Source organism: Cognatiyoonia sp. (assembly GCF_965661665.1).
Lineage (GTDB): Bacteria > Pseudomonadota > Alphaproteobacteria > Rhodobacterales > Rhodobacteraceae > Cognatiyoonia.
Map to the genome: position 1 here is coordinate 1 of NZ_CBFIEO010000020.1, position 26,120 is coordinate 26,120.

The 26,120-nt window shown below is 56.3% G+C and carries 20 protein-coding genes, 1 tRNA gene and 2 pseudogenes; 13 read left to right on the top strand and 10 right to left on the bottom strand.

Annotation, left to right across the window (positions count from 1 at the left end):
- The coding region (locus ACTF5F_RS12290) for a peptidoglycan-binding domain-containing protein (protein ID WP_438957167.1) at positions 1 to 289 on the bottom strand (289 nt) is incomplete at its 3' end.
- Between the two features lie 357 nt (positions 290 to 646).
- Here ACTF5F_RS12290 and ACTF5F_RS12295 point away from each other — a divergent pair.
- Both ACTF5F_RS12295 and ACTF5F_RS12300 read left to right on the top strand, forming a co-directional pair.
- Positions 647 to 886, top strand: a pseudogene (locus ACTF5F_RS12295) (transposase); the annotation flags it as partial.
- A gap of 421 nt (positions 887 to 1,307) precedes the next feature.
- The gene (locus ACTF5F_RS12300; RefSeq protein ID WP_438957168.1) at positions 1,308 to 3,197 is read left to right on the top strand and encodes a peptidoglycan-binding protein; all 1,890 of its coding nucleotides are present in this window, start codon (positions 1,308 to 1,310) and stop codon (positions 3,195 to 3,197) included.
- Between the two features lie 1,204 nt (positions 3,198 to 4,401).
- On the opposite strand, the gene ACTF5F_RS12305 is transcribed toward ACTF5F_RS12300, so the two are convergent.
- The gene (locus tag ACTF5F_RS12305; protein ID WP_438957169.1) at positions 4,402 to 5,625 is read right to left on the bottom strand and encodes an acyl-CoA dehydrogenase; all 1,224 of its coding nucleotides are present in this window, start codon (positions 5,623 to 5,625) and stop codon (positions 4,402 to 4,404) included.
- Positions 5,626 to 5,837: 212 nt separating this feature from the next.
- On the opposite strand from ACTF5F_RS12305, the gene ACTF5F_RS12310 reads away from it, so the two are divergent.
- The 5 genes and pseudogenes from ACTF5F_RS12310 to ACTF5F_RS12330 all read left to right on the top strand — a co-directional run bounded on the left by ACTF5F_RS12310 (position 5,838) and on the right by ACTF5F_RS12330 (position 12,933).
- Positions 5,838 to 6,545, top strand: a complete 708-nt coding sequence (locus ACTF5F_RS12310) for an enoyl-CoA hydratase/isomerase family protein (protein WP_438957199.1) — start codon at positions 5,838 to 5,840, stop codon at positions 6,543 to 6,545.
- Positions 6,546 to 6,563: 18 nt separating this feature from the next.
- The gene (locus ACTF5F_RS12315) at positions 6,564 to 7,385 is read left to right on the top strand and encodes an SDR family oxidoreductase (protein WP_438957170.1); all 822 of its coding nucleotides are present in this window, start codon (positions 6,564 to 6,566) and stop codon (positions 7,383 to 7,385) included.
- 134 nt (positions 7,386 to 7,519) lie between these two features.
- The gene (locus ACTF5F_RS12320; RefSeq protein WP_438957171.1) at positions 7,520 to 8,185 is read left to right on the top strand and encodes an ImuA family protein; all 666 of its coding nucleotides are present in this window, start codon (positions 7,520 to 7,522) and stop codon (positions 8,183 to 8,185) included.
- Complete coding sequence (locus tag ACTF5F_RS12325; RefSeq protein WP_438957172.1) at positions 8,088 to 9,620, top strand: Y-family DNA polymerase; 1,533 nt, start codon at positions 8,088 to 8,090, stop codon at positions 9,618 to 9,620. Before ACTF5F_RS12320 ends, ACTF5F_RS12325 begins: the two co-directional genes overlap by 98 nt.
- Positions 9,621 to 9,629: 9 nt before the next feature.
- Positions 9,630 to 12,933 (top strand): annotated as a pseudogene (locus tag ACTF5F_RS12330) (error-prone DNA polymerase).
- Here ACTF5F_RS12330 and ACTF5F_RS12335 read toward each other — a convergent pair.
- Together ACTF5F_RS12335 and ACTF5F_RS12340 are read right to left on the bottom strand one after the other, a co-directional pair.
- Positions 12,911 to 13,285 (bottom strand): hypothetical protein, encoded by a 375-nt coding sequence (locus ACTF5F_RS12335; protein ID WP_438957173.1) that lies wholly within the window; start codon positions 13,283 to 13,285, stop codon positions 12,911 to 12,913. The pseudogene ACTF5F_RS12330 and the gene ACTF5F_RS12335 overlap by 23 nt on opposite strands.
- Positions 13,286 to 13,424: 139 nt before the next feature.
- Positions 13,425 to 13,498, bottom strand: a tRNA-Cys gene (locus ACTF5F_RS12340).
- A 142-nt stretch (positions 13,499 to 13,640) separates the two neighbouring features.
- On the opposite strand from ACTF5F_RS12340, the gene ACTF5F_RS12345 reads away from it, so the two are divergent.
- The 3 genes from ACTF5F_RS12345 (at position 13,641) to ACTF5F_RS12355 (ending at position 17,034) form a co-directional block, all read left to right on the top strand.
- Positions 13,641 to 14,294 (top strand): protein-L-isoaspartate O-methyltransferase family protein, encoded by a 654-nt coding sequence (locus ACTF5F_RS12345; protein WP_438957174.1) that lies wholly within the window; start codon positions 13,641 to 13,643, stop codon positions 14,292 to 14,294.
- A 54-nt stretch (positions 14,295 to 14,348) separates the two neighbouring features.
- Positions 14,349 to 15,704 carry a TolC family outer membrane protein gene (locus tag ACTF5F_RS12350; protein WP_438957175.1) on the top strand — a complete coding sequence of 452 codons (1,356 nt, stop codon included), beginning with the start codon at positions 14,349 to 14,351 and terminating at the stop codon, positions 15,702 to 15,704.
- A gap of 88 nt (positions 15,705 to 15,792) precedes the next feature.
- Positions 15,793 to 17,034, top strand: coding sequence for a hypothetical protein (locus tag ACTF5F_RS12355; protein WP_438957176.1), 1,242 nt, complete (start codon positions 15,793 to 15,795; stop codon positions 17,032 to 17,034).
- Here ACTF5F_RS12355 and ACTF5F_RS12360 read toward each other — a convergent pair.
- Positions 17,028 to 18,482, bottom strand: a complete 1,455-nt coding sequence (locus ACTF5F_RS12360; protein ID WP_438957177.1) for a cobyric acid synthase — start codon at positions 18,480 to 18,482, stop codon at positions 17,028 to 17,030. The genes ACTF5F_RS12355 and ACTF5F_RS12360 overlap by 7 nt on opposite strands.
- A gap of 52 nt (positions 18,483 to 18,534) precedes the next feature.
- On the opposite strand from ACTF5F_RS12360, the gene ACTF5F_RS12365 reads away from it, so the two are divergent.
- Entirely contained in the window at positions 18,535 to 19,113 is a 579-nt protein-coding gene (locus ACTF5F_RS12365; RefSeq protein ID WP_438957178.1) for a cobalamin biosynthesis protein CobQ, read from the top strand.
- A 73-nt stretch (positions 19,114 to 19,186) separates the two neighbouring features.
- On the opposite strand, the gene ACTF5F_RS12370 is transcribed toward ACTF5F_RS12365, so the two are convergent.
- Positions 19,187 to 19,510 (bottom strand): DUF6280 family protein, encoded by a 324-nt coding sequence (locus ACTF5F_RS12370; protein WP_438957179.1) that lies wholly within the window; start codon positions 19,508 to 19,510, stop codon positions 19,187 to 19,189.
- 224 nt (positions 19,511 to 19,734) lie between these two features.
- On the opposite strand from ACTF5F_RS12370, the gene efp reads away from it, so the two are divergent.
- Positions 19,735 to 20,298, top strand: coding sequence for an elongation factor P (gene efp / locus ACTF5F_RS12375; protein WP_072898337.1), 564 nt, complete (start codon positions 19,735 to 19,737; stop codon positions 20,296 to 20,298).
- Position 20,299: 1 nt separating this feature from the next.
- Here the strand turns inward: efp and ygfZ are convergent, their stop codons facing one another.
- The 3 genes from ygfZ to ACTF5F_RS12390 are packed head-to-tail and all read right to left on the bottom strand — an operon-like array spanning position 20,300 to position 23,344.
- On the bottom strand, positions 20,300 to 21,031 hold the full coding sequence (gene ygfZ / locus ACTF5F_RS12380) for a CAF17-like 4Fe-4S cluster assembly/insertion protein YgfZ (RefSeq protein WP_438957180.1): 732 nt from the start codon (positions 21,029 to 21,031) through the stop codon (positions 20,300 to 20,302).
- Positions 21,024 to 22,748: an ABC transporter ATP-binding protein gene (locus tag ACTF5F_RS12385; protein WP_438957181.1), complete on the bottom strand. Its 1,725-nt coding sequence runs from the start codon at positions 22,746 to 22,748 to the stop codon at positions 21,024 to 21,026. Before ACTF5F_RS12385 ends, ygfZ begins: the two co-directional genes overlap by 8 nt.
- 17 nt (positions 22,749 to 22,765) lie before the next feature.
- A complete protein-coding gene (locus ACTF5F_RS12390) occupies positions 22,766 to 23,344 on the bottom strand; it encodes a phosphatase domain-containing putative toxin (protein WP_438957182.1) in 579 nt (192 codons plus the stop codon).
- Between the two features lie 220 nt (positions 23,345 to 23,564).
- On the opposite strand from ACTF5F_RS12390, the gene ACTF5F_RS12395 reads away from it, so the two are divergent.
- Positions 23,565 to 24,821 carry a pyridoxal-phosphate-dependent aminotransferase family protein gene (locus tag ACTF5F_RS12395; RefSeq protein ID WP_438957183.1) on the top strand — a complete coding sequence of 419 codons (1,257 nt, stop codon included), beginning with the start codon at positions 23,565 to 23,567 and terminating at the stop codon, positions 24,819 to 24,821.
- A 99-nt stretch (positions 24,822 to 24,920) separates the two neighbouring features.
- Here the strand turns inward: ACTF5F_RS12395 and ACTF5F_RS12400 are convergent, their stop codons facing one another.
- Positions 24,921 to 26,033 (bottom strand): pyridoxal phosphate-dependent aminotransferase, encoded by a 1,113-nt coding sequence (locus tag ACTF5F_RS12400; RefSeq protein WP_438957184.1) that lies wholly within the window; start codon positions 26,031 to 26,033, stop codon positions 24,921 to 24,923.
- Positions 26,034 to 26,120: the final 87 nt, after the last annotated feature.

The window sequence follows — 26,120 nt, forward strand, 5'->3', positions numbered from 1 at the left end:
GCCCTGCTTCTTCCGCAACATAGATCAGAGCAAGCAGGTCTGAGGTATCGACCACATTGGGGTCGTCATCATCGAGATTTGTTTCCTGATAAAATTCAGAAATTGCAGCAGCTGTTCTAGGGCCATAGTCGCCATCTACACGACCAGCGTCATATCCAAGCTGGTTCAGTATGAATTGCGCTGTGAAAACTGGATGCTGCTCGAAACCCGTAGTTTCTGCTTGTTGCGCATCTACTGCATGCGATGTTGCGGTGAGGGCTACGGCACAAAAAATGAAAAACTTTTGCATGGGCATGCCTCCGATTAGATAGGAATATTTCTGATCAATTGCCTAATTTCAACTTTTCCAACCGCTCATTTAGATGGCGCCAACTCTTGAAGCCAATTTTGTAGCACCTCTAGGGAATAGCCTGCGCCATAGCTTTGACCTGCAGAATGCGAAGCCCAACCACCGAGTTGGTCAGCTATTTGAGTTGGGCATTCGATGATTGACGTCAGCGCCCACCGGACACGTTTAGGTGTTTGAGCAACGGAAAATTTCTAGTTCATCGAAGCCAATAAAGAGCGAAGGTGAACAAGACATCCGGAATGAGCCTCCCCATCGGAAGTGGTCGAGCGCTATTTCTAGAGAACGGAGGACCCGAGAATAGCAAACAAGCGAACGAAGCCGGAAGAGATTGTTTCGACGTTACGGCAAGTTGAGGTGCTTATGGGGCAAGGTATGTCCCGTCTGGATGAAATCAGACAGAACGGAGTTGTTGAGCAAACCTATTACCGCTGGCGATAGCAGTATGGTGAAATGGGTTTTAATCAATTGAAGGGACTGAAACGGCTCCAGCAGGTGAACGAGCAACTGAGAAGAGATGTATCCGACCTGACGCTCGACGTGCCTGCCGTTCCATGTCGAGTGGGGCAGTCTAGTCGTTCGTTATCCACAGGTGGGCGGGAAGGAAGGCTAGAGGGGCTTAGATTGGATTAAGCGTGTTACAGTTCGATGGCGGGCTAGATGGGTCGTTGGGGGGCTAGACGTGAAGGGGGTCTCACGACATGGTCTTAGAGCTTCGAGGGCTTATTTGCTATGTACATGAGATTAGGCTGAACCTTCACGAAGATATTTACTCGCTCAGATTAGCATGGATCATTATGGATGAGATGGCGCATCTAGTCCAAAACTAGTGGGAAGCATGGCGCCTTGGGATGTCGTCCGCCCGCCTCGGAAAGCATCGTTTCGATCGACCAGAGATTAATCATGCTCTAAGCATAGGAACATAAAACTCAGATCGAGCAATCCAGAAGGTGATGACAAGATGCGAAATTTGTTAGGAATACTTGCAATCGCAATAAGTGCAAGTTCCGCCTCTGCAGGTAATGATACAGCTACTGCGCAGGAGCTGTTGAATAAGCTGGGGTTGAATGCCGGTCCTGTAGATGGGGCTTGGGGACCGAGAACGGATCGTGCAATTCATCGTTTTTATACCGAGATTGGTGCGATCTATGATGGCGAATTGGATGCTCAAGATATCGTCACTCTCGAAGCGGCAACCTCATACTATCGCCACTTTGGTAATCGCGATTGGTCGCCGGAAATACGCAGTGAGTTGCATGAGATAAAAATTGATGCAGCACCTTTCTCTTATATCAACGAAAACTTGGTAGCGGCTCTAGTTGGTCAGCAACAGTTCAGTGAGCCAAATCTAGGGAACCACCCTATCGGAGAACCGCCGAACGTGGAGTGGGTTCAACGACCTATGGATGCCGACTGTGCGGCAGTTTTGCGTGACATGTCGCCGCCCGATATGTCGAGATGGGATGCGCCGCTATATGCGCAAAACTGCAACTATAATTATCGACTGAAAATGTTCGACGGGGGTATAGATGCGCTTCAGGGTATTCTGGATCATTGGGCATCTCAGCCACTAGGAGCCTATGACTTGAAGCCGAGTGGCGACGATGCATATTTCAAATCGACGCTCATGGCCTCAGTAGGAACTACATATGCGTTGTTCTACGATCACTTCAAAAACCATGGTCCTATCGACCGTCTTATTTCTGATTGGATGTTGAACAACCAAACTTTAGTCGGAAGAGAAACGTGCCCGTTCTCAAAACCTGAGAGCTATACTCCAGATCGATACATCGTTGATGCTTGCGGGAGCAATCATTGGCGGTTGTCTGTGGCAAATATTGCTTTGGGTCTACGCCTGAAGAACCGTCAGTTATTTATTGCAGGCGTTAAGCACTTAGAAATTAACCTTTCAATGTATGACGCCGACGGAATTTTTACTCCATATGCAACGCGCGGCTGGGACTCACCTGGATACGCAATTGATAACAATGAGTACATTTCAAGCATCGCCCTGATGTTGAGCGAAGTTGGTGTGAACCTTTACGATTTCAAAATTCACGATGGCAGAGACATTGGGACTTTAATCGAAGGGCACAACGCTTGGCTCAATGATCCGAGCTTGGCAGAAAAATACATTGTCGCGTCAACTACTTGCAATGGAGGAACTTGCACTCAGATCGGCAGTATGGAGGACCTGGGTCCGCTTGCTCAGTGGAAGATCGATCGCCAATTTGAAGATTTCGATATTTTGTTGAGATCGTTTCATTATCAGGTTGTTTCGAATGGAGCGGACCCCGTCGAATTGGCGCGGATTTATCCCCGAGATGGAGAAAACGGTTTAGCAAAGATGTATGTGTGGGGACAAACTTCAGCATTCCCCTTTATCTATGCCTCATTGGAGTATTTCGATGACTTGGAACGATATCTGGAGCCAGAGCCCCAGGAGCCTCTTGATCTAGAAGGTATCCCTTTAGATTTTGTTAACTTGGAGTGTGACTTTGAGATCCGCCGTAAGCTAATTGACGGTGCCGAGGAAAACAGGATTGCGTCGGGCCGTTTGATCACCAAAGAAGGCCGGGTAGCAATCTCTGAGATTGAAATAAGAGTGGGTGAAAACCCAAACCCAAATTTTGTTATGGATACAGCGGAACTCTTTTTGGCTGAAGACGGGCGTATCATCGGGGATTTAGCTGTGTACACGATGTTCGGAAATGACCGTATTGACGTAATTCGATTGGGGACAAGTTTTGCCCCGTTCAAAAACAAGGCAAAAATTGGGCCTCAGGGCACTCACCTTGCGCTTGTTGATAAAACGATCGAAATTTCCTTGGTTGCCAAGGGGTGCCAATGAAGCAAGCCAAAGAGATGTTTTATGGCAATTGCGAAGATCAACGATCATGCCAATATTCCCCATAGTTACTAAGCAACAAACTACTATCCAATACCGGAACGAGGAGGTCCGATGGTCCTTGCGGGTAACTTCCACTGATCCCCCAGCTCCTCAAACCGTGTCCAGAGGCTGCCCTACCAGCCTGGCACCCTCAAGACCCATCCAGCCGGCCATCGAACTGCAGACACGCTTAAATCCACTCTAAGCCCCTCTAGCCTCCCTTACCTCCCACCTGCGGATACCGAGCGACCAGACTGTCCCACTCGACATGGAACGACAGGCCCCTCCACTTCCCAGCTTTGTATCTCTGCGCGATGTACTGGATATCCAGTGGACAGCGGATGACGCGGAACTTGGCAACCTTGAAGACCGACGGGTAGGCATTGCTGCCTTCGTCTAGACCAATGATGTTGGCTTGCTAGTCGGGCTTTACGTCTTCAGACCATGACTGGAATTGCTTCCGTACCCTTGAGACCTCTTAGGGTTACTCTAGGAAGGGCTACCAATCGCTTGGGAGGGTTCAGGTGACTTGGTCGAGCGTCAGAAGGGGCTGAAATAACGACTTAAAATCAACGGCTTGAATTACTATCCGTTCCTAGACCGAAGAAAAAAGAAAAATTAAAAGCTACATATATAAGAGTAACTGTGAGTAGCCTGAAGAGTGGCTGTCAGTGATGACTTGAGGGTAGCTTTGAGGAATGACTATTAAGACAGGTAAGCAGGAAATCCACCCAAGATACATGTTCTTGTGTAGTTGATCAGATTCCTAGAGAAAAAGATACCGGAGGCGGACGGTTGCTGTAGGGGGCTTTAAGGGAAACCCTAGGCGTATTTTGGGGAAAAAATCTGTAAGGGTATACATATGTACCCCTCCCCCAGCTCCCCCCCCTCGGCCCCTCGATCTAGGTCTGGGTGGTCGATCATGGGGTACCTATCGTGGTCTCAAGTGAACCTTCAGGATTCTATAGGTAAAGCAGGAAGACCAAGACGATGATCAAATCGTGGTCTCTCCAGTACTGACAAAAATGTGCCTACTTGTGTCGAACTCGGTCTCTCGATACCTCAATAAACATTGAGGGCTGTCTCACAGATAGCGCTACACAAGAGCATCAAACCTTTCTGGGGGCACCATCTTTTCCAAACAAAATGGCCCAAGTGATGAGCGTTAGAAAAACGCTTGTAACCCTGTCTGCGCGCGGCCGAGGATGAGGGCGTGGACGTCGTGGGTGCCTTCGTAGGTGTTGACGGTTTCTAGGTTCAGCATGTGGCGGATGACTTGGTAGTCGCCGGAAATGCCGTTGCCGCCGTGCATGTCGCGGGCGAGGCGGGCGACGGTGAGCGCGTTGCCGCAGTTCTTGCGTTTGATCATGGAGATCATCTCAGGCGCGGCGTTGGCGTCATCCATCAGGCGACCGACTTGAAGCGCGGCTTGCAGGCCGTAGGCGATGTCGGTCTGCATGTCGGCCAGTTTGAGTTGAAAGAGCTGCGTTTGCGCGATGGGTTTGCTGAATTGCACACGGTCGAGGCCGTATTGACGGGCGGCGTGCCAGCAAAATTCAGAAGCCCCCATGACACCCCATGCGATGCCATAGCGGGCGCGGTTGAGGCAGCCGAAGGGCCCTTTGAGCCCTTCCACGTTCGGCAGCAGCGCATCCTCGGACACCTCGACGTCTTCAAGAATGATCTGGCCAGTGACAGAGGCGCGGAGGCTAAGTTTGCCTTCGATCTTTGGGGCGCTGAGGCCCTTGGTGCCTTTCTCAAGCACGAACCCGCGGATCTTGCCGTCGTGCGCGTCTGATTTGGCCCACACGACGAAGACATCGGCAATCGGACTGTTGGAAATCCATGTTTTTGCGCCGTTGAGCTTGTAGCCTGTCTTTGTCTTCTCTGCGCGGGTGCGCATGGATGAGGGGTCGGAGCCGGCGTCGGGCTCCGTCAGGCCGAAACAGCCGATCAGACCGCCGGAGCAGAGGCCGGGCAGGTATTTCTGACGCTGCTCTTCGGTGCCGTAGGCGTAGATCGGGTAGATGACCAAACTGGATTGTACCGACATCATGGAGCGGTAGCCGCTGTCGACCCGCTCAATCTCCCGCGCTATCAGGCCGTATGAGACGTAAGACGCTCCTAAGCCGCCGTAGGTTTCAGGGATTGTTGCGCCGAGCAGTCCAGCTTCCCCCATTTGGGCAAAAATTTCGGGCGCGATCGCCTCTTTTTCATAGTCGTCCTGCACCCGCGTTTGCAGATTGGCCTGCGCAAACTGGTTGGACGCATCGCGCAGCATCCGCTCTTCCTCGCCCAACTGGCCCTCCAAGCGAAAGGGATCGGCCCAGTCAAAGGATGCAAGATCGGGGGCATCTTTGCTTTTCAGCTTTGGATTGTGGCTGTTCATAGCGGTCTCGGGTGTGAATGTGAGTGAGGCCAGAATAGGGGAGGCCAGGCAGGAAAGGTCAAGAGGCAAAAGGTCACGTGATCGGTTCACAGTGAACGCGACGTCACCGGAGAATCGTCTATGATCCTCCTTGCCAGTAGAAAGAGCGTGGTGATAGCGGTTTAGGGTGACGTAATGGTCAACTTGATGGCGGAGGATTGAGTTTGTCGATTGTGACGTATGAGACGCAAGGCAGCGTTGTGGTGATCACCCTCAACAACGGTGAGAACAAGCAAAACCTCGATTTTGCGCGCGCGATGCTAGGTGCGCTGGATCAGGCGGAGGCCGACAAGAAGGTCAAAGCGCTGGTTATTACGGCCGTGGATGAGAAGAACTGGAGCCAAGGCGTCGATCTCAACTTCCTCAACAGTGCGATGAAAGAGCAGCGGTTCGACGACATGAAGGCCTTCATGTACGCGATGAACGAGGTGTTCTCCCGCCTGTTGCTGGCCCCTTTCCCTGTGATCGCATCGATTACGGGCCATGCCTTTGGCAATGGTGCGATGTTGGCCTGTGCCTGTGATTTTCGCTTTATGCGGTCGGATCGTGGGTATTTTTGTTTTCCAGAGGTGGACATTTCCATCCCTTTCATGCCGGGCATGATTGCTTTCGTAAAAAAGGCGCTGCCCTATCCGTTCTTCAACGATCTAAAGCTGACAGGGCGTCGTGCAACGGCTGAGGAACTGGCGATGCAGGGCGTCGTGCAGGCCGCTTGCCCAGATGCGGAGGCGACCTTTGCCGCCGCAATGGAATTTGCGGCAACTTTCAACAAAGCCCGTGGGATTTTTGGGGAGCATAAGAAGCGGCTCCACTCACATATCATTCAGGTCATGGCGGATGAAGATAAGCCATTGATCGAAGCCCTCAAACTGATGGCTTGAGCGTAAGGAGCGTAGAATATGAGCATGACTTTCGATTTTTCAGGTCAGAACGTTTTTGTAGTTGGTGGCACGAGCGGCATCAACTTTGGAATCGCGCAGGGGTTTGCGCGCTGGGGTGCGAAGGTGATGGTCGCCTCCCGCAGCCAGAAGAAGGTGGATGCAGCGGTTGAAACCCTGAAAGAGCTTGGGGCCAAAGCCTCCGGCGTGGCGTTTGACGTGCGCGATTATGCGGCTGTCGAAGCTGGGTTCGAGACGGTGCGTGATTTCTTTGGCGGGGAGATTGATAACCTCGTCTCTGGCGCGGCTGGCAACGTGCCGGGTCGTTTGGTGGATCTGTCGCCCAATGCTGTGAAGGCGATGGTTGAGATCGACTTGATGGGTACGTTCCACGTGATGCGCGCCGCGTATCCGCATCTGAAAAAGCCGGGTGCGAGTGTTGTGAACATTTCCGCGCCGCAGGCGTTTGCTGCGATGAGCCACCAATCGCCAGTTTGTGCGGCGAAAGCCGGTGTCGATATGGTGACGAAGTCTTTGGCGCTGGAATGGGGTGCTGAGGGTGTTCGGATCAACTCCATCTCTCCTGGTCCGATTGATGGCACCGAAGGCATGGTGCGTCTTGCGCCAACCGATCAAATCCGTGAGGCGATCGTGAAATCCGTGCCGATCAAGCGGTTTGGGACACCTGATGACATTGCCAAAGCGGCAGGGTTCCTCTGTTCCGATGCGGGATCTTACGTCTCCGGAGTTGTGCTACCTGTGGATGGTGGCTGGGGCGTGTCTGGGGCGTCTGTTGTGATGACAGCGGCGGCTGGTTTCATGGACAAGCTGACCCAAAAGTAAGCTTAGGTTTTCGATCTGATGGGGCCGTTCGTCGCAGGCGGGCGGCCTTTTCATATGTTTGACCAAGGCGGAAAACTGGATTAGAACAAAACAGGAACATTATTAGAATCGGTGTCCTGTGCGTGATGTCTGCCATGCTTCAAAATCTTCTCAAAGATCCGGGTACACACCCCGGTGCGGCGGCGTGCACATTGGCGGAGGTGTTCGCCGAAACCGCGACCGATGCGGCGGCGGTGGCCTTTGCCTTGGCGCGTATTCCCAAAAGCAGTGCGCCGATTTTATGGGTGCAGGACCGGCTGTCGCGCAAGGAAACAGGGCGCCCGTATCTGGCGGGTCTTTGGCAAACGCGGCCGATTATTATGGTCGATCTGTCCCGCGCGGTCGATGTGCTTTGGGCGATGGAGGATGGCTTGCGCTGTGCCTCGCTCGCCGCTGTGCTGGGGGAGGTGTGGGGCGATCCGCCCGCGCTCGATTTTACGGCCAGCAAACGTCTTGCGATGCGGGCGGAGGCGGCAGAGGTGCCTTGTTGGTTGATCCGCCGCGCCGCCAGCGCGAATTTGAGCGCGGCGCGGGAGCGTTGGCGCGTGGCGTCCTTGCCCGCGGCGCGTCACCCGCACGATGCCCACGCACCGGGTCAACCGCGTTGGTCGCTGGAGTTGTTCCGCGCGCGGGGTGGCAAGCCGGGTCAGTGGGTTGGCCGCTATGACCGGACGACGGATCGTCTCCATTTCGCTGCCCCACTTCGCGATGGAGCGGTGGCAAAGAGTGAAGGAACGGCAGGGCAACGCGCCGCCGGATGACATCCCCATAGTGTTGGCGCGTGAGGGGCATCATGGCCCTGTGATCCATGCGGTCAATCGCGCGGCGCGTCTGGGCGGGATCATTGTGGGCATGCGCGTTGTTGATATGCGGGCGATTTGCCCTGATTTGCAGGTGGAATATGCCGATCTGAATGGCGACCGTGCGGCGCTTGACCGGTTGGTGCTGTGGGCGCGGCGGTGGTGTCCGTGGACGGTGCGCGATGGCCAGGATGGTTTGATCTTGGACACCACGGGGTCTGATCACTTGCTGGGAGGTGAGGCCAAGATGCTGGTGGAGATGGAGACGCAGCTATCCCTTCTGGGCCTCACCGCTGATCTGGCGATTGCGCCAACGTGGGGGGCGGCGTGGGCGCTTGCGCGGTTCGGTGGTGTGCGGGCGATTGCTGCCCCTGATCAGGTGGATGCACTGCTGGCACCTTTGCCCGTACCAGCCCTGCGGCTGGAAAGTGATGTGATCCTTCTGCTGCGGCGGTTGGGTTTGAAAACGGTGGGTGATCTCATGGCCGTCCCGCGCCTGTCGCTGACCCGCCGCTTTGTGAAGGCAAAGCTGGAGGGCAATCCCCTGATGCGGCTTGATCAGGCGCAGGGGCGCTTGGCTGAACCTGTGGCGAGCATCGATGCCGCGCCACGGTTCTGGGTGCAAAGCCGTCTGGCCGAACCGATCTTTGACCCGACGCCGTATCTGCCTGAGCTCTGCGACGCGCTTTGCGCGGATCTAAAGCGGGCAGGGCGCGGGTGTCGTCGGTTGCATTTGCAGGTCTACCGCACTGATGGCGATGTCAGCCATGTGAGCGTGGCCACATCTGCCCCGACGCGCGACCCCGATCATTTGCACAGCCTATTTCGTGACAAGCTCGACCGTCTTAACCCTGGGTTTGGTTTTGATTTGATCACATTGGAAGCAGGCAGTGTGGAGGCGCTTGATGAACGCCAGACGCAGCTTGATGGCAAGGTAGACGAAGGGCTGCATCTGGATCGTCTGGTCGATCGATTGAGCGCCAAATTTGGCCCCCGCAGCGTCAAACGCCTGATCCCCCGTGAAAGCTATATTCCGGAGCGGGCCGAAGGTTGGGTGGCAGCGCTGACAAAAGCGAAGGAGGAGGCGGTCCTGCGGGAGCGTAACCGCCCGTTGCGTCTGTTCGATCATCCAGAAGAAGTGCGCGTGCTTTATGCCGTGCCCGAAGGCCCGCCGCAGCAGTTCATCTGGCGCAGGCGCACGCATCGGGTGACGCGCTATGCCGGGCCAGAACGGATCGCGCCGGAGTGGTGGACGGATAAGGCCGGCACACGGCTGCGCGATTACTTCCAGATTGAGGATCAGCGCGGTCAGCGGCTGTGGCTTTACCGCGAAGGGCTGCATGACGATGGGCGCGGCGGCAACCCGCGCTGGTTCGTGCAGGGCTTGTTCGCGTGAGGGGGTCTGATGCCAGAGAATGATCATCAATACCCCCGCCGCACGATTGAAGAGGAGGGCTTCGCCCGAAACGCCCGCGCGCCTTACGTAGAACTGGGCGTGACGACCTGCTTTTCGTTTCTGCGGGGGGCGTCGGATGCGGTTGATCTGAGTGTGACGGCCCATGCGCTGGGCTATGACGCGCTGGGCTGTGCGGATCTCAATACGATGGCGGGGGTGGTGCGGCTCCATGCGGAGGCACGCAAGGCAGCGATGAGGCCTGTGATCGGCTGTCGGCTGCAATTGGTGACGGGTGATGAATTTCTGGCCTACCCACGCGACCGCGCGGCCTATGGGCGGCTCTGCACGTTGCTCTCAAAAGGCAAGATGCATGATGTTGATGGCGTGTGGCAGGCGAAAGGGGCTTGTGACATCACGCTCGACGATCTGGTCGCGCATTGCGAGGGGGTGCAATTAATCGCCGTGCCCAGCCCTGATCTGACGCATTTTGAGGCGGGGTTTCAATGTTTGAAACGTGCTTTGCCGACGATGCAGTACATCGCGGTCAGCTATCTTTATTGCGGTGATGATCGCGCGCGGATCAATCGTTTGGACCAGTTCGCCAAGCGGCACGGCATGTCGATCTTGGCCACCAACGATGTGCGGTATCATGCATCAGAGCGGCGTCCGTTGCAGGATGTGATGACCTGTATTTTGCACAAGACCACGATCCAGAAAGCGGGGTTCTTAGCTTAACGCCAATGCGGAGCGGCACCTGAAATCGCCCGCGCAGATGCAGACCTTGTTTGCCGAATGGCCCCACGCCATTCGTGCGACGCGCAAGGTGGCCGATCAGTGCAATTTCTGCCTGACAGAGCTGGCCTACGAATACCCAAAAGAGACCGTGCCAGAGGGGATGACCCCGCATGAGTATCTGGAGGATATCACATGGAAAGGGGCCGCGTGGCGCTATCCCGATGGTGTGCCAAACCGGATCACGGAGACGCTGAAGAAAGAGCTGGTGTTGATACGAAAGCTCGACATCGCGCAGTACTTTTTGACTGTTTATCAGGTGGTTAACTTCGCCCGCTATGACTGCAAGCCTGCGATCCTCTGCCAAGGGCGAGGGTCGGCGGCGAACTCGGCTGTCTGCTATGTGCTGGGCATCACTGCGGTTGACCCCAGCCAGAATGATCTGCTGTTTGAGCGGTTCATCAGTGAGGAGCGCAAAGAGCCGCCTGATATCGATGTCGATTTTGAGCATGAGCGACGCGAAGAGGTGATCCAGCATATCTATGACACCTACGGCCGGAACCGTGCGGCGCTTTGTGCGACTGTGATCCACTACCGCCCGCGCATGGCAGTGCGGGAGGTGGGTAAGGTCATGGGCTTGTCGGAGGATATCACCACCGCGCTGTCCAAGACGATCTGGGGCTCTTGGGGGCGAGAGGTTGGCGCGAAGGAGGCGGCAGAGGCGGGGATTGATCTATCCGACCCGCTGATGGCGCGGACGATCAAGCTGGCCGATCAGATGATCGGGATGCCGCGTCACTTGGGCCAGCATGTGGGGGGCTTCATCCTGACGGAGAACCCGCTCGTACAGACAGTGCCCATTGGCAATGGCGCGATGCCGGATCGGTCGTTCATCGAATGGGACAAGGACGACATTGATGAGCTGCGCATCCTCAAGGTCGATGTGCTGGCGCTGGGCATGCTCACCTGCATCCGCAAAGCCTTTGATCTGATTGCTTCGCACCACGACAAACGCTTCACCCTCGCCAACATCGAGGAGGGGGACGTTGCCACCTATGACATGCTCTGCAAAGGCGACAGTCTGGGCGTGTTTCAGGTGGAAAGCCGTGCGCAGATGAACATGTTGCCACGGCTGAAGCCGCGCGAGTTTTATGATCTGGTCATTCAGGTCGCCATCGTGCGGCCTGGCCCCATCCAAGGCGATATGGTCCATCCCTATTTGCGCAGGCGGGCTGGGAAAGAGCCGGAGGAGTACCCATCCCCCGCGCCACCGCACGACCCTGATGAGCTGCGCCATGTACTGTCGCGCACCAAAGGCGTGCCGATCTTTCAGGAACAAGCGATGAAGCTGGCGATGGTCGCGGCAGAGTTTTCCCCTGATGAGGCGAACCAGTTGCGCAAGGCGATGGCGACGTTCCGGTCCAAGGGCACGATTGGTGCATTGGAGAACAAGATGGTCAGCCGGATGATCCGACGTGGCTACGAGGCGGAGTTTGCCGCCCGCTGTTTCAACCAGATCAAAGGGTTTGGTGATTACGGTTTTCCCGAAAGTCATGCGGCGAGCTTTGCGCATCTGGTCTATGTCTCAAGCTGGATTAAGTGCCATTATCCTGATGTATTCTGCGCGGCTTTGCTGAACTCACAACCGATGGGATTTTATGCCCCTGCGCAGATCGTGCGGGACGCGCGGGAGCATGGCGTGATCGTGCGTGGTGTGGATGTGAATTACAGCGATTGGGACACCACGCTGGAGGTACTGCGCCCCGGTGTTTTTGCCGTGCGGCTTGGTCTGCGGCAGGTCGATGGGATGCGGCAGGCGGTGGCGGACCGGATGATGGCCGCGCGCCGCGTACCTTTTGGCAGTTTGGCCGACCTCAAAGAACGCGCGAAGGTCGATGCAGGCACGATGCGAAAACTGGCGGCGGCAGATGCGTTCCGGTCGATGGCGCTGGATCGTCGACAGGCGCTTTGGGATGCGCGGGCGTTGCGCGATGCGCCTGATCTGCCGCTTTTTGGAGGTCATAAGGACGAGGGGGAGGAGGTGCGCGTGCGCCTGCCTCAGATGCCGGTGTGTGAGCATGTGGTGGCTGATTATCAGACGACACGCCTGTCCCTGAAGGCGCATCCGATGTCGTTCCTCAGGACCAGTATGCGCAAGCAGGGGTATCGCAGCACAGACCAGCTTGAGCATATGCGCAACGGTCAATCGGTGCGCCTTGCGGGGATTGTCCTGATCCGGCAGCGGCCAGGCAGTGCGAAAGGGGTCTGCTTTATCATGTTGGAGGATGAGACAGGCGTTGCCAATTTGGTCGTCTGGCCCAAGGTGATGGAAGCATTTCGCAAGGTGATTATGCGCGCGCGGGTGATAGATGTGCGCGGCACCGTACAGCGCAGTGATGATGTCATCCACGTCGTCGCCCACGATCTGATTGATCGCAGCGACGCTTTAGAACGGCTGTCAAACGACGTGATGGAGCCGCCGCTGGCGCGGGCTGATGAAGTGAAACGTGCTTTGCCGCACTCGCGCGGGCAGCACCCGCGCAATGTGCGTGTGATCCCTAAGTCACGGGACTTTCACTGACCTTTTCACCTGCCAAAAGTGCGGCATTGCCGCCGGCGGCCGTTGTATCGGTGCAGACGTGTTGCTCCCTCACAAAGGATTTGAGCGCATAGACTGTTCCCAGAAGCGGGATGATCTTTCCTTCTCGCGCCGCAAGGGTTTGTCGGATGTGGTGTTGATCAGGTGCGTCGTCCCAATGCGCCACGGCTTCGAAGTTTGTCAGGGTGCCAAGGGCTTCCACGTCGCAGGACAGGACAACGGGTTGTGCCCCATTCAGCCTTGCCAGACGCGCCTGTTTTGCGCTGACGTCAGACAGATTTCCTGACCTGCTTGTCGCTGGGCTTCTTGCGAAGCTGCTCAGGTTTGGTGACAAACACGTACCAGCTTTCTTTTCCCGATACCTTGCGAAGCGTCGGCCTGTTGTAGTTTCGATCCATCTGTCAAACCCCTTCGTAGGTCCCTGAATGTACGAAAAGGCTTATAATTTAAGGATGTTAAGGCAATGAAAAGATTGGAGGCGAGTACCGGAATCGAACCGGTGTACACGGATTTGCAATCCGCTGCGTCACCACTCCGCCAACTCGCCGCTCTGTGGTTGATGTCGCATTATACCATTGAAATTGACCGTGCAAGGCGCTGTGTTTTGTGATCAGATTTGAGGTGATTGATGAAGCGGTTTAGGTATGGCATCAGGGCCGTGGAACAACGCCAGATGATAGGGTGAAATCGTGACTGACTATGCCAAACGCAGAACCATGATGGTGGACACGCAGGTGCGGCCGTCCGATGTGACGAAATTCCCGATCATTGATGCGATGCTCGACACGCCGCGGGAGCTTTTCGTGCCGGATGCGATGCGTGAGGCAACATATGTCGGCGAAAACCTCGATATCGGAGGCGGACGCACGCTGTTGGAGCCTCGGACATTCGCCAAGATGGTGGATGCATTGACGATCGATCCTGAGGATGTCGTGCTCGATATCGGTTGCGGGCTTGGGTACTCGACAGCCATTGCTGCGCAGCTTTCTGAGTTCGCTGTTGGGGTCGAGGATGATGCGGATCGTGCCTCCGATGCGCAGGCGCTTCTGTCTCGGATAGGGATCGACAATGCAGCCATCTTTAGTGGGTCACTTGCTGAAGGTGCTGCAAAATCAGGACCTTATGACATTATCATGATCCAAGGCGCGATTGAAGCCTTTCCGAAGGCGCTGGAAGATCAACTCAAAGACGGCGGTCGCGTTGGCGCCCTTTTTGCGGATGGCGCGTTGGGCGTGGTGCGGATCGGTCACAAACGCGATGGTCGGATCACGTGGCGTGATGCATTTAATGCCAATGCGCCGATTTTGGCGGATTTTTTGCGCCAAGATACGTTTACCCTCTAACGAATCGGCAAAGCCGTCCTATGTTGTCCTAAAGACATTTAAGGGGACTGCATCATGAAGCTCGTTCGCGTCATAGCATTGGCATTGGCAGCCGGGATTGGTGCTCCAGCACAAGCCGAGACTTTGGCAGATGCACTGACGTCTGCCTACAACCATTCTGGGCTCCTTGATCAGAACCGTGCTTTGCTGCGTGCCGCGGATGAAGATGTGGCCATTGCAGTGTCAGCAACGCTCCCTGTGATCAACTGGTCGGTCAGCGCGTCCTACCAAGATCCGCGCCCGCCCGGGGTCGATCTGATCACGGAAACAGCGACCATCTCTGGGCAGTTGACGCTCTACGATTTTGGGGCGAGCCAGATCGCGATTGATGCGCAAAAGGAACTGGTCCTCGCAACGCGCCAGTCGCTACGCAACGTAGAACAGCAGGTTCTGCTTCGCGCGGTTGAGGCGTACATGAACGTTCGGCGTGAGCTGGAGTTTGTGGCGTTACGCGAAAGCAATGTGCGACTGATCACGCAAGAATTCCGCGCAGCGCAAGACCGCTTTGACGTGGGAGAGGTGACGCGGACGGATGTGTCGCTTGCCGAAGCGCGGCTTGCTGCGGCGCGCAGCCTGCTGGCCGCAGCGCAGGGAAATCTGGCCCGCGCGGTGGAAGAATTTAAGGCGGCTGTTGGCAGGCGTCCGAACCAACCCGCCCCCGTCAACGCCGCACCTGTGTCGCGTAGCCTAGCGAATGCAAAGAGCTTTGCCGTTCGCAATCACCCCAGCGTGCTGGAAAGCAGACATTCGGTCGCGGCGGCCGAACTCAACATCATGCGGGCTGAGGCTGCGTTGAAGCCGACGATTAACCTGAGCGGTCAGGTGTCTCGGAACTTGGAAAGTGGTGCGGACACCACAACAGGATTGAGCGTGACGGCGAGCGGCCCGATTTACGCCGGCGGTCGGCTTTCTGCGCAAATCCGTCAGTTCATGGCGCGCCGGGATGCGGCGCGCGCTGGGCTGCATATCACCCGCCACAGCATTGAACAGCAGGTTGGCAATGCGTACTCCTTCCTCGAAGTGGCGCGTGCGTCTCGCCAAGCCTCGGATCAGCAGGTGCGCGCGGCGACAGTGGCCTTCCGCGGTGTGCGAGAGGAAGCTTCCCTCGGCGCGCGGACAACATTGGATGTCTTAAACGGGGAGCAGGAGCTTCTCGATGCACGCGCAAACACCATTTCGGCGCAAGCAGATGAGGTGATTGCGTCGTATACGGTTCTGGCCTCCATGGGATTGCTGACTGCTGAGCACTTGCGACTGCCCGTTCAGATTTACGATCCGACCGAATACTACAATCTGGTAGATGATGCACCGGCGGCCATGTCGGCCCAAGGAAAAGCGCTGGAGCGGGTTTTAGAAGCTTTGGGCAAGTAAAGCCAACGCCAGCAAAAAAGCCCATGTCGATTGTTTCATTAACCACTTCCGGCTAGAGTTACCGTGGTGCGCAAGCAGGAAGACAAGAATGTCCGATCCAGTTTCGAATGTGCAAATTGAAGAGGTGTTGTCTTCGATCCGTTCCCTTGTGTCCCGAGGCGACAAGGCAAAGCGCGAAAAGCGCCGTGAATATGGGGATGATAACGACACCAGCAACCCGGTTGAGAAGCTGGTTTTGACGCCTGCGTTGCGGATTTCCGAGGAAGAAGACCAAAGCACTGGTCCTGCAGAAGATGCAGAATCGGATGCTGCCTCCGTCGGTGCGTTTGTCCTCACTGCTGAAGAGCATGCCGTCGATCGCGAAACAGAGGCCCTCAAAGACATCTTTGTTGGCGAGCCGCATCAAGTGCCTGAAACGCCCGATTTGCAAAGCCTTTTGGGTGTGCGGGATGACCCGCTTGATTTCGTCGAAAGTTATGTTGTTGCGCCTGAGGACGATCCAGTCGTCGAAGCCGTCCTAGAGGATGTGGCTGAAGAAGCAGACGTGGAGACCGCGGCAACGGAAGAGGTAGAAACCTCTCGCGCCAGTTTGGAAGCGACGATTGCCGCCCTTGAAGCTGCTGTGACAAGCAGCACGGAAGAATTTGAACCCGATGGGAGCAAAGTGGCGTTTTCATCTTCGTGGAAGGGTGATGCCGCTGAAGAGCCAGCAGAAGAGTTGGAAGTCGCACCAGTCGAAGCCGATGAAGTGGACGCCGAAGAAGACGACGCTAATGACGGCGTGCTTGTTCTGCGGAATTTCGTTTCAAACCGTTCTGGACCAGCGAACGAGGATGTTGAGCCTGCGGTTGCCACGGACGAGTCAGAGTTTGTGGCCTCCGACGTGGACACAATCGAGCCGGACGCGATGGAAATGGCGTCCGAGACCGATGCTGTTGAACCCATCGAAGCAGAAGACACGGCAGATGAAGCGAATGAGCACGGGCGTATCTTCTGCGTTGTTTCTGATCAGCCTGTGGATGAAACGAAAGAAGAGGCTATCGCTGGTCCCGTTGGACCGAGCACCGGCACGCCGCTTTCCTTTGACGAAGACGACTTCGGCGATGAGATGATCGGCGGGGAAGACCTTCCTGCCGCCTTGGATGACGACGATATGTCGACCGCGCTGGCGGCTGGCGTCGCACTTGATGAAGAGGTCCTGAAAAAGATCGTCTCACAAGTACTGAAAGGTGAGCTTGAAGGCGAGCTGGGTGAAACCATCACTCGTAACGTCCGCCGTTTGGTCCGCCGCGAAATCAACCGTGTGCTGACGCACCAAGAGCTTCAGTAAACCTCACCCGCTGACGCAAGCAGCGTATCGATGTCAAAGTGCTGTTCCATATGGTCGGCCAGACTATCGAGTGTTGCTTCAACCCCCTCATCGAAGGCTTGAGGCGCAATTGGTGCGCCGATTTCCTGGAAATAGGCCACGCGAAACGCATCTGACGTGAACATTCCGTGCAAGTAACAGCCGCAGATTTGCCCGTTCGCTGTACTCGCCCCTTCACGCCTGTCCCCGACGTTCAGCCATGCGTTGTGGCTGTCTGGCCCAGTGGTTTCGCCGATATGGATTTCATACCCCTCGACCGCATCACCTGTGGCAATGTAGGACGCCCCCGTCAACGCCAGTTTCTTTTCGGGCGACATCTTGGTGATCACATCGAGATACCCAAGCCCTTTGACCCGCGTTGCGGTGCCTTCGATCCCGTCATCGTCCCAAATTTCTTTGCCGAGCATTTGATACCCGCCGCAAATGCCGAGAACATGCCCGCCGCGCCTTACGTGCGCCTCTAGATCAATGTCCCAGCCCTGCGTCCTGAAATGCGCAAGGTCGGCAATTGTGGATTTGGAACCCGGGATCAGCACAAGGTCGGCATCACCGGGTAGGGGGCGGCCAGCTTCGATCAGCTCCACCGTGATGTCGGGTGAGGCGGAGAGGGGATCCAGATCATCGAAATTTGCGATGCGGTTGAGGCGGGGCACGGCGACTTTGACGTGTCCGCCCTTGCGACCTTTGACATCCATGATGTCCTCCGCCGGCAGGCGCCACGCATCCGCGAACCAAGGGATGATGCCCAGCGGTGCCCAGCCTGTCGCGTCTTTGATGATCTCCATACCTTCATGGAATAGTGTCGTGTCACCGCGAAACTTGTTTACGGCAAAGGCGGCGATCCGATCCCGATCTTCCTTTTGGAGCACGGCGTGGGTGCCCACCAATTGCGCGATTACCCCACCACGGTCGATGTCACCGATCAAGAAGACAGGAATATTGGCGGCTTCGGCAAAGCCCATATTGGCAATGTCCCCCGCGCGGAGGTTCACTTCGGCAGGGCTACCCGCACCTTCGATCAAAATCAGATCACGGCCCTTGGCGAGCCTTTGGAAACTCTCCAACACTTTCGGCAAAAGCTGCCCTTTCTGCCGTCCGTACTCCCTCGCCTTCATCGTTCCAAAGCGTTGACCCTGAACGATAATCTGCGCTCCTGTGTCCGTTTCGGGCTTCAGAAGGACAGGGTTCATATCGACGATGGGATCGAGGTAGCACGCCCGCGCCTGCAACGCCTGAGCGCGGCCAATCTCCCCCCCATCAACGGTGACCGCGGCGTTGTTCGACATGTTCTGCGGCTTGAAAGGCGCGACTGAGAGATCGCGCTTGGCACAAGCCCGTGCAAGACCGGCCACCAACATCGATTTCCCCACATTCGAGCCTGCGCCTTGAATCATGATCGCCTTGGTCATCGCGTCCTCCTAGGCTACCGTCATAGTGGTGGGTCGAGACCGAGGGAAGATCATGAATACACCAGCGCATCTTATTTTCGGTTTGGCCGCGTTCGGGCAGCCGGAGCGTAGAGCAGTAACCGCCGCTGCCTTCATCGGCGCGCTGATCCCCGATTTCTCGCTTTATGCGATGGCGGGATGGCATCTGAAAGTATTGGGCGCTCCGGCAGAGGTTGTCTTTGGTCAGCTTTATTTCTCTGACGAATGGCAGCGCGTCTTCCGTGTTGATAATTCTATCCTCCTTTGGGGGATCGCATTGGGTATGTCGATCATGGCCCGCTCACAGGTCGCCAGCGCGCTATGTGGTGCGGCTTTGCTGCATTTGGGGCTGGATTTGCTGTTGCACCACGACGATGGGCGCGCGCACTTTTGGCCGATCACCAATTGGATTTTCCGAAGTCCAGTAAGTTACTGGGACCCCAATCATTACGGGAATATCTTTGGACCGATCGAGATTATGTTGTCGCTGGCCGCTTGTGCCTATCTCTGGCGGCGATTCAAAGGCGCGGCGATGCGGGTGTTGATTGTCTTGCTGGGTCTTGCTGAATTTGCGCCGGTGATCATGTTGGCCATTATGTTTTCGGGCTACTGAAAAGGAAAAACGCGGCCCGAGCAGAGACCGCGTTTTCATGAGGTCTGGCAGGACCTCTTTTATAACGCTCGGATTAAGCGGCGCGTGCTTCCTGTTCGGCAGCATTCCGACGCTCGCTCTCTTCGCGAGACAGGGCAACAGACGTCCGAACGCCTTTGCCCACAAATTCCATCAAACCGGATACGACACGTTCGTTCGGGTCAATCCCTGCGCAAGACAGTACTTCACGACCGTCGCGAGAGCGTGCCCAGCGTGCGATTTGCTCTGGACCGTTGCCATATTTCTTGTCATCTGCAATAGCATCATCAAGAGCGGCAAGTACGACAGCTGCAAACAATTTGCGGGAACGGTTCCCTTGCTCGTTGTTGAATGCACTACCGTCGACAAAGTCTCTCATGTGGTTTCCTTCGTTTTTATTCTTGTACTTTCCGCGTGAGGGCTAACATGCCCTAATTTTGGGCGATTCGGGGGCCCTCTTTTGGAATGGCTGCTATGCATAGATAGCATACCTGGTAGCGAAAAACAGCCAAATCAGTCTTCTAGACTTGGATTAACCACCCAGATATAGGCCCAAAGGAACTTACATCAATGTTTTGACATAATTTTGACACGAAGAGAGCGATGCCAAAAATAAACGGAAATGAGATTCGGCCAGGCAATGTCTTGGAGCACGAGAACGGGCTTTGGGCGGCGGTGAAGGTAGATCACGTCAAACCAGGTAAAGGCGGTGCCTTTGCACAGGTTGAACTGAAAAACCTTCGGGATGGTCGGAAACTGAACGAACGCTTCCGGTCTGCCGACAAGGTTGAGCGGGTGCGTTTGGACCAAAAGGACCAGCAGTTCCTGTACGAAGCTGATGATATGCTCAACTTCATGGACAGCGAGACGTTCGAACAAATCGCACTTCCTGCCGACATTCTGGGTGACCGTCGCCCGTTCCTGCAGGACGGCATGGTTGTGCAGATCGAATATTACGGGGAGGAGGCGCTCAACGTCACCCTGCCGCAGAAAGTGACCTGCAAAGTTGTTGAGACAGAGCCTGTGGTCAAAGGCCAAACTGCCGCCAACAGCTTCAAGCCAGCAGTTTTGGACAACGGCCTGCGTGTGATGATCCCGCCATTCGTTGGGCAGGATGAAGATATCGTGGTGAACACCGAAACGTTCGAATACTCCGAACGCGCTTAAATCAGATGCGGGTGAGGGTCGCCTCGCCCGCTGTCATCTCACCCTCGGCTCGGTCAAACCGCAGGTAGGCGAGGGCTGTATCCCCTGAAATGCTATGCAACGTGCCGACAGGCTTGCCGTCTTTCGTGATGGCGTCCCCGGGCTGAGCTGTGCCAGTGATGCACACCTTTGCGATGCCTTTGCGCAGCACTGTCTTATGCTTCATGCGGGCGACGATTTCTTGACCGACGAAACAGCCCTTCTTGAAATCGACGCCGTTGAGTGCTTCAAACCCAGCTTCAAGGATGTAACTGTCCTCGGTCAGCTCGATGCCAGTGGCTGGGACGCCCGCTGCGACGCGCACAGCCGTCCAATCCACATCCTCTGACACATCCACGTCGCCATAGGCCCGCCAACCCATTGCAGCGTTTCTAGGGTCGGATAACGCGCCATCTGGCGCGTCCGAGATGCCGCGTGATACGATGAGGTCCGTCTGTGAAATCTGCACATCTGCGCGTAGGCGGTACATCGTCAGGCGCTTCATCAGAGCTGCGGCATGGGAGGACGCCACATCAATGAGCAGACGATCTGGCTCCACAATGACAAAGAAGTCCACGATGAATTTGCCCTGTGGCGTGAGCAACGCAGCATAGGCGATTTTTTCGTCAAGCGTCGGCACATGGTTGGTGATCAGGCCATTCAGAAAACCGACCCGATCAGCGCCTGTTAAAGCTAGAACTGTGCGCTCACTCATCGCGATCCCCAGAAAACTGCATGTTGTAGAGATCGGCATAAAGCCCACCGCGTTCAAGAAGCGCGTCATGCGTCCCTTCGTCCACAACACGGCCTTGGTCCATCACAACGATCTTATCCGCGTTCCGCACCGTCGACAGGCGGTGCGCAATAACCAGCGTCGTGCTGCCTTTTGACAGTCGTTCTAGCGCGTCCTGCACAATCGCCTCGGACTTTGTGTCGAGCGCGCTCGTTGCCTCGTCCAGCAGCAAGATCGGCGTATCGCGGAGCAGGGCGCGGGCGATGGCTACCCGCTGCCTTTGACCGCCCGACAGGTTCGACCCACGTGGACCGGCTGGCGCATCAAGGCCCCCCGGCATTTTTGACACGAAGTCGCTGACATGGGCGGCATCTAAGACCGATTGTAGGGCCGCGTCATCGACGTCTGTCCGGCCCAGCAGGATATTATCGCGGATGCTCTCATCGAAAAGCGTCGCATCCTGTGTCACGACGGAGAAGAGCCCACGAAGGGCTGTCAAATCCAATGCGTTGATCGGGGTGCCGTTGATGGACCCGTCGCCCGCATGCGGTTCGACCAATCGTGTCAGAACATTGAAGATGGTACTTTTACCCGCACCAGACGCACCGACGAGGGCGGTTGTTTTGCCTGCGTCCGCTGTGAATGTCACACCTCGTAAAACAGGCAAATCGTCATAGGCAAGCGCCACATTGTTGAGCGCGATGGTGGGGGCCTCAACTGGAGTTGCTTCCGGCTGAAGAGGGGATAAAAGTGTCGGCTCCACATCAAAGATTGACCGGATCCGGTCGATGCTGGCCGACGCCATTTGCCACTGACCACTCATGGAACCGAGGCGGCGCAGCGGCTCAAACGTCAGGCTCATGGCAGTGAAAAAGGACATGAACTGTCCGACGGTTTTCTCGCCCGAGATTATCTCCCCACCGCCATAGATCATTACGCCAAGGAATCCGATGCCGGTCATGATGTCGATCAGCGACGGAACTGCGGCTTGGCCGGTTACGGCCTTAACCTCCGCCCTGACGCGGTTGTCGGACAGCTCATCGTAGCGGTCGCCTTGGTAGGCTTCGAGCGCGTTCAGTTTGATCGGATTGATGCCGTGGAACACCTCATCCAGCCGTGTCGACATGCGCCCAGCCAGCTCCCGCGCGGCGGCAGCGCGTTTACGGACATAGCGCTGGGCCATGAAGGACGGCAGGATCATGAACGGAATGCCGATCAGCGCCACCAGCGTCCAACGCCAATCGACCGACAAAGCGACACTGAACAGTGCAATAACCGCAATCAAATCACGTCCAACACCAACTAAAAGCGCCGACCATGCCGCGTTGATCACGCCGACGTCGCCTTGCACCCGTTCGATCAACTGCCCCGGCGGATTGACCTGATGATACGCGCTGTCGAGCCGCATCATGTGCCGCAAGAGCCCGCTGCGCATGTCCCGCGCAGACATCTGATTGACCCGCGTCATCAAGATTTTCTGACCCGCAGAACTGATCGCGCGGACAAAGAAAATCACCATGATCGACGTGCCGACCCAGATGAGTGCCTGACGGCTGCCTTCGAGGAACACATTGTCGAACATTGGCTGGATTAGGCGGCTGAGAAGTGCAAGCATTGACCCTTCTATCACCATGAACAGGACCGCGAGTGCAATTTTGCCCTTGTGGCGGCTCAGATAGTTCCGCCAAAGCCAGCGCATATGTCCTTGGCCTTCGCTCACACCGGAAGCGTCCGTCGCGCTTTGAATTTCTGCTGCAACGCTTCCGCGTCGTATTCCTGTGCGATCCAATCGCGAATTCCAATAGGGCCGGATGTCAGGCGCTCTTCATAGGTTTCAAGCAACAGATCAAGGATGCCCGTCTTGGTAAATTTGAGGTGAATAAAGCGCAGCGACAATTGCTTCTTCGCGTCGGCCACAGTGGCCCCTTGGTCCAACAAAAAGAGTGCTGAGACGAGGCCCGCACGATCCGCGCCCGATTTGCAATGTATGAGGAATTGCCGGTCAATTTCATCAAAGACCTTGAAAACCTCTTGCAGCATTTCGCGTGCTGGCGCCTGCCGCGCACTCAGGGCCAAGGCGTAGAGGTCTAGACCCAAACGTTTGCAAGTGTCCGCTTCCAACAAATAATGGTGCGATTTGAACTTCCCGCGCAACGTCAGGACCGCTTTGATGCCCAGATCGCGGTAACGCTCCAGCCGACCATGAGAGGGGTAGTTTGAGCGATAAACACCCGGTGCGACCTCATCAAAATTCGTCCAAAACGTCCGCAAAACCCCATGATCCTGCCAGAACATGTGTCGTTCCCCTATGCGCCTGTCATGAGCGCTGAGGCTGGGCAAAGTCTGCGCTGTGTCTTTGTGGAACATGAACTGCTCTTAGGTCCGCTTCTTGCTCGTCTACGGGCATATGGGGTTTGGGGCAAGCGATGCAAGAAATTGGTGCGGGGTGGTGTTGACCTTGCCGCATTCCGACGTAGGCTCTCCCTCATCTCAATTCTATTTGAAAGTGACTGTTATGCCTCTCGCCAATGGCCGCTCCTACCTTGCTATCCCCGGACCATCCGTCATCCCGGACGAGGTGTTGCAGGCCATGCACCGCGCGTCCCCCAATATTTACGAAGGCGAATTGCACGACCTGACGCACAGCCTGATCCCAGATCTGAAATCCGTCGCGCGTACGGATGGAAATGTGGCGATCTATATCGGCAACGGCCATTCTGCGTGGGAGGCCGCCTTGGCCAATGTGACATCCCGCGGTGATAAAATCCTCGTCGCGGCGGCTGGCACCTTCGGGCATGGCTGGGGCGAAATGGCCAGTGAAATGGGCCTCAACGTCGAGGTGTTGGAGTTTCCGACCAATGGCCCCGTTAACCCCTCGGAGGTGGAAGAGGTGCTGCGCGCCGATACAGCAGGCGACATTAAAGCGCTGCTTTTGTGTCAGGTCGACACCTCCACCGGCGCGAAATCGGATGTGGTCGCGATTAGGGCGGCGATAGATGCCGCAGGGCATTCAGCGCTCTATCTGGTTGATTGCATCGCCTCCCTAGGCTGTGACCGCTATGAGATGGACGCTTGGGGCGTCGATGTCACCGTTAGCGCATGCCAGAAGGGTCTGATGACGCCCGCTGGCTTAGCGTTCGTTCACTACAACGATAAGGCTGATGCGCGGCGCGGCGACAACGTCACGCGGTATTGGGACTGGCGCAAGCGGGTCAATCCGGAGGTGTATTATCAATATTTCAGCGGCACCGCGCCGACCCATCACCTCTATGGCCTGCGCAAAGCACTGGACATGATTAACGCCGAAGGGATCGAAACCGTCTGGGACCGCCATGATGCGCTTGCCGACATGATCTGGACCGCATTCGAGGCGTGGGGTGATGAAGGCCCGATGACCTTGAACGTCGCGGATCGGGCGCATCGGTCGTCTGCCGTGACATCGATTTATGCAGGGCCACGCAATGGGGCGGCGTTGCAGTCGTGGTGCAAAGATCAGGCAGGGCTGACCTTGGGTATCGGCCTAGGGCGGGAGCCTGCGGATGCTTATTTCCGGCTCGGCCACATGGGTCACGTCAACGCGCATATGATTATGGGGGCCTTGGGCACAATCGAAGCGGGGTTGTTTGCCAACCGCATTCCCCACGGGCAGGGGGCGCTTTCGGCGGCGGCGAAAGTCCTAGCGCGTCATGCGACTGCGGCCCAGCCACGTGATGCAGCGGTTGAGGCCAAGGGCAACAGCAGCCACCCACAAAGCGCCAGACAGTGTTGCTAGAAACCAGAAAAAATGAACAAAATCCCGCCGGTCATGACCAGAAAAGCGTTTGTGTAGTCCTCGACTTTTTTTGGGTGGTGGTGGTTCATGTGTCTCTAGTCACGTTGTGTTTGCTTTGGCGAGTGCTTGTGGCAATGCCTCTGCAAACGCCTTCAGCTCAACGCTGGTCCCACAGCTGACACGAATGCAACGGTCTTGGGGTGCGACAAAAGGCATGCGCAAGAAGATGCCAAGCGCGATGAATTCCGCCAAAACCGCCCGCGCAAAATCACCATCCTGTCCGCAATCCACCGTGACGAAGTTGGTGTTGGAGGGGAGCGCGACAAGACCGTTCTCCGCCGCGATACGTGTGATCTCTGTTCGGGAGGTTGCGACCTCTGTGCGGACGTGAGCGAGCCAATCTTGGTCCAATAGTGCGGCCAAAGCACCTGTTTGGCTGACGCGGCACATACCGAAATGGTTGCGCACTTTGTTGAAGGCGCCGATCAGGTTTCGTGGCCCGATAGCATAGCCCACGCGCGCACCTGCCATACCGTACCCCTTTGAAAACGTACGCATTCGGATGACGCGCGTGTCTGTGGGGTCAACGGTAGGGGCGGAGCCTTCGGGGGCCAATTCGATGTAGGCTTCATCCAAGATCAATAGGCTGCCCTCCGGCACTTTAGAAATCATCCGCTGAACGGTTTCTGCGTCATGCATCGATCCCATCGGGTTGTCGGGGTTGGCGAAATAAATGAGCTTCGCGCCCACCTCCTTCGCCTTTGCGATCAACCGTTCGGGGTCTTCGAAATCGCCGGTGTAGGGGATTTGGTGCATCGCGCCGCCAAAGCCCGCGACATGGTAGTTGAACGTCGGATAGGCACCTGCGGAGGTAACAATGGACGTGCCTGCGTCGACCAGAAGCCGGACGAGGACACCCAAAAGCGTGTCGATCCCGCCGTCGATCCCGATATGGGCGGGGTCAACGCTGTGGTGCGCGGCCAAGGCTAGGCGCAAGTCATAGTTCTCCGGATCGGGGTATTTCCACGCCTCTGCCGCGGCGGCCTGCATCGCTGCAATCGCCTTGGGCGAGGGGCCAAAGCCACATTCATTGGCGCCCAAACGCGCCTTAAAGGCTTGCCCCCGCGCACGCTCCTGCGCTTCGGGTCCGACGAAGGGAACAGTTGAGGGGAGGGAGTCGGCGAGCGCGGTGAGGCGAGGATCATCAGTCATGGCGAATTCTTGGCCTGACGCCGAAAAAGTTGCAATGGAGCGATATGATACCCATGTGAGGACCATTCGCAACTAATTGAGAGTTTC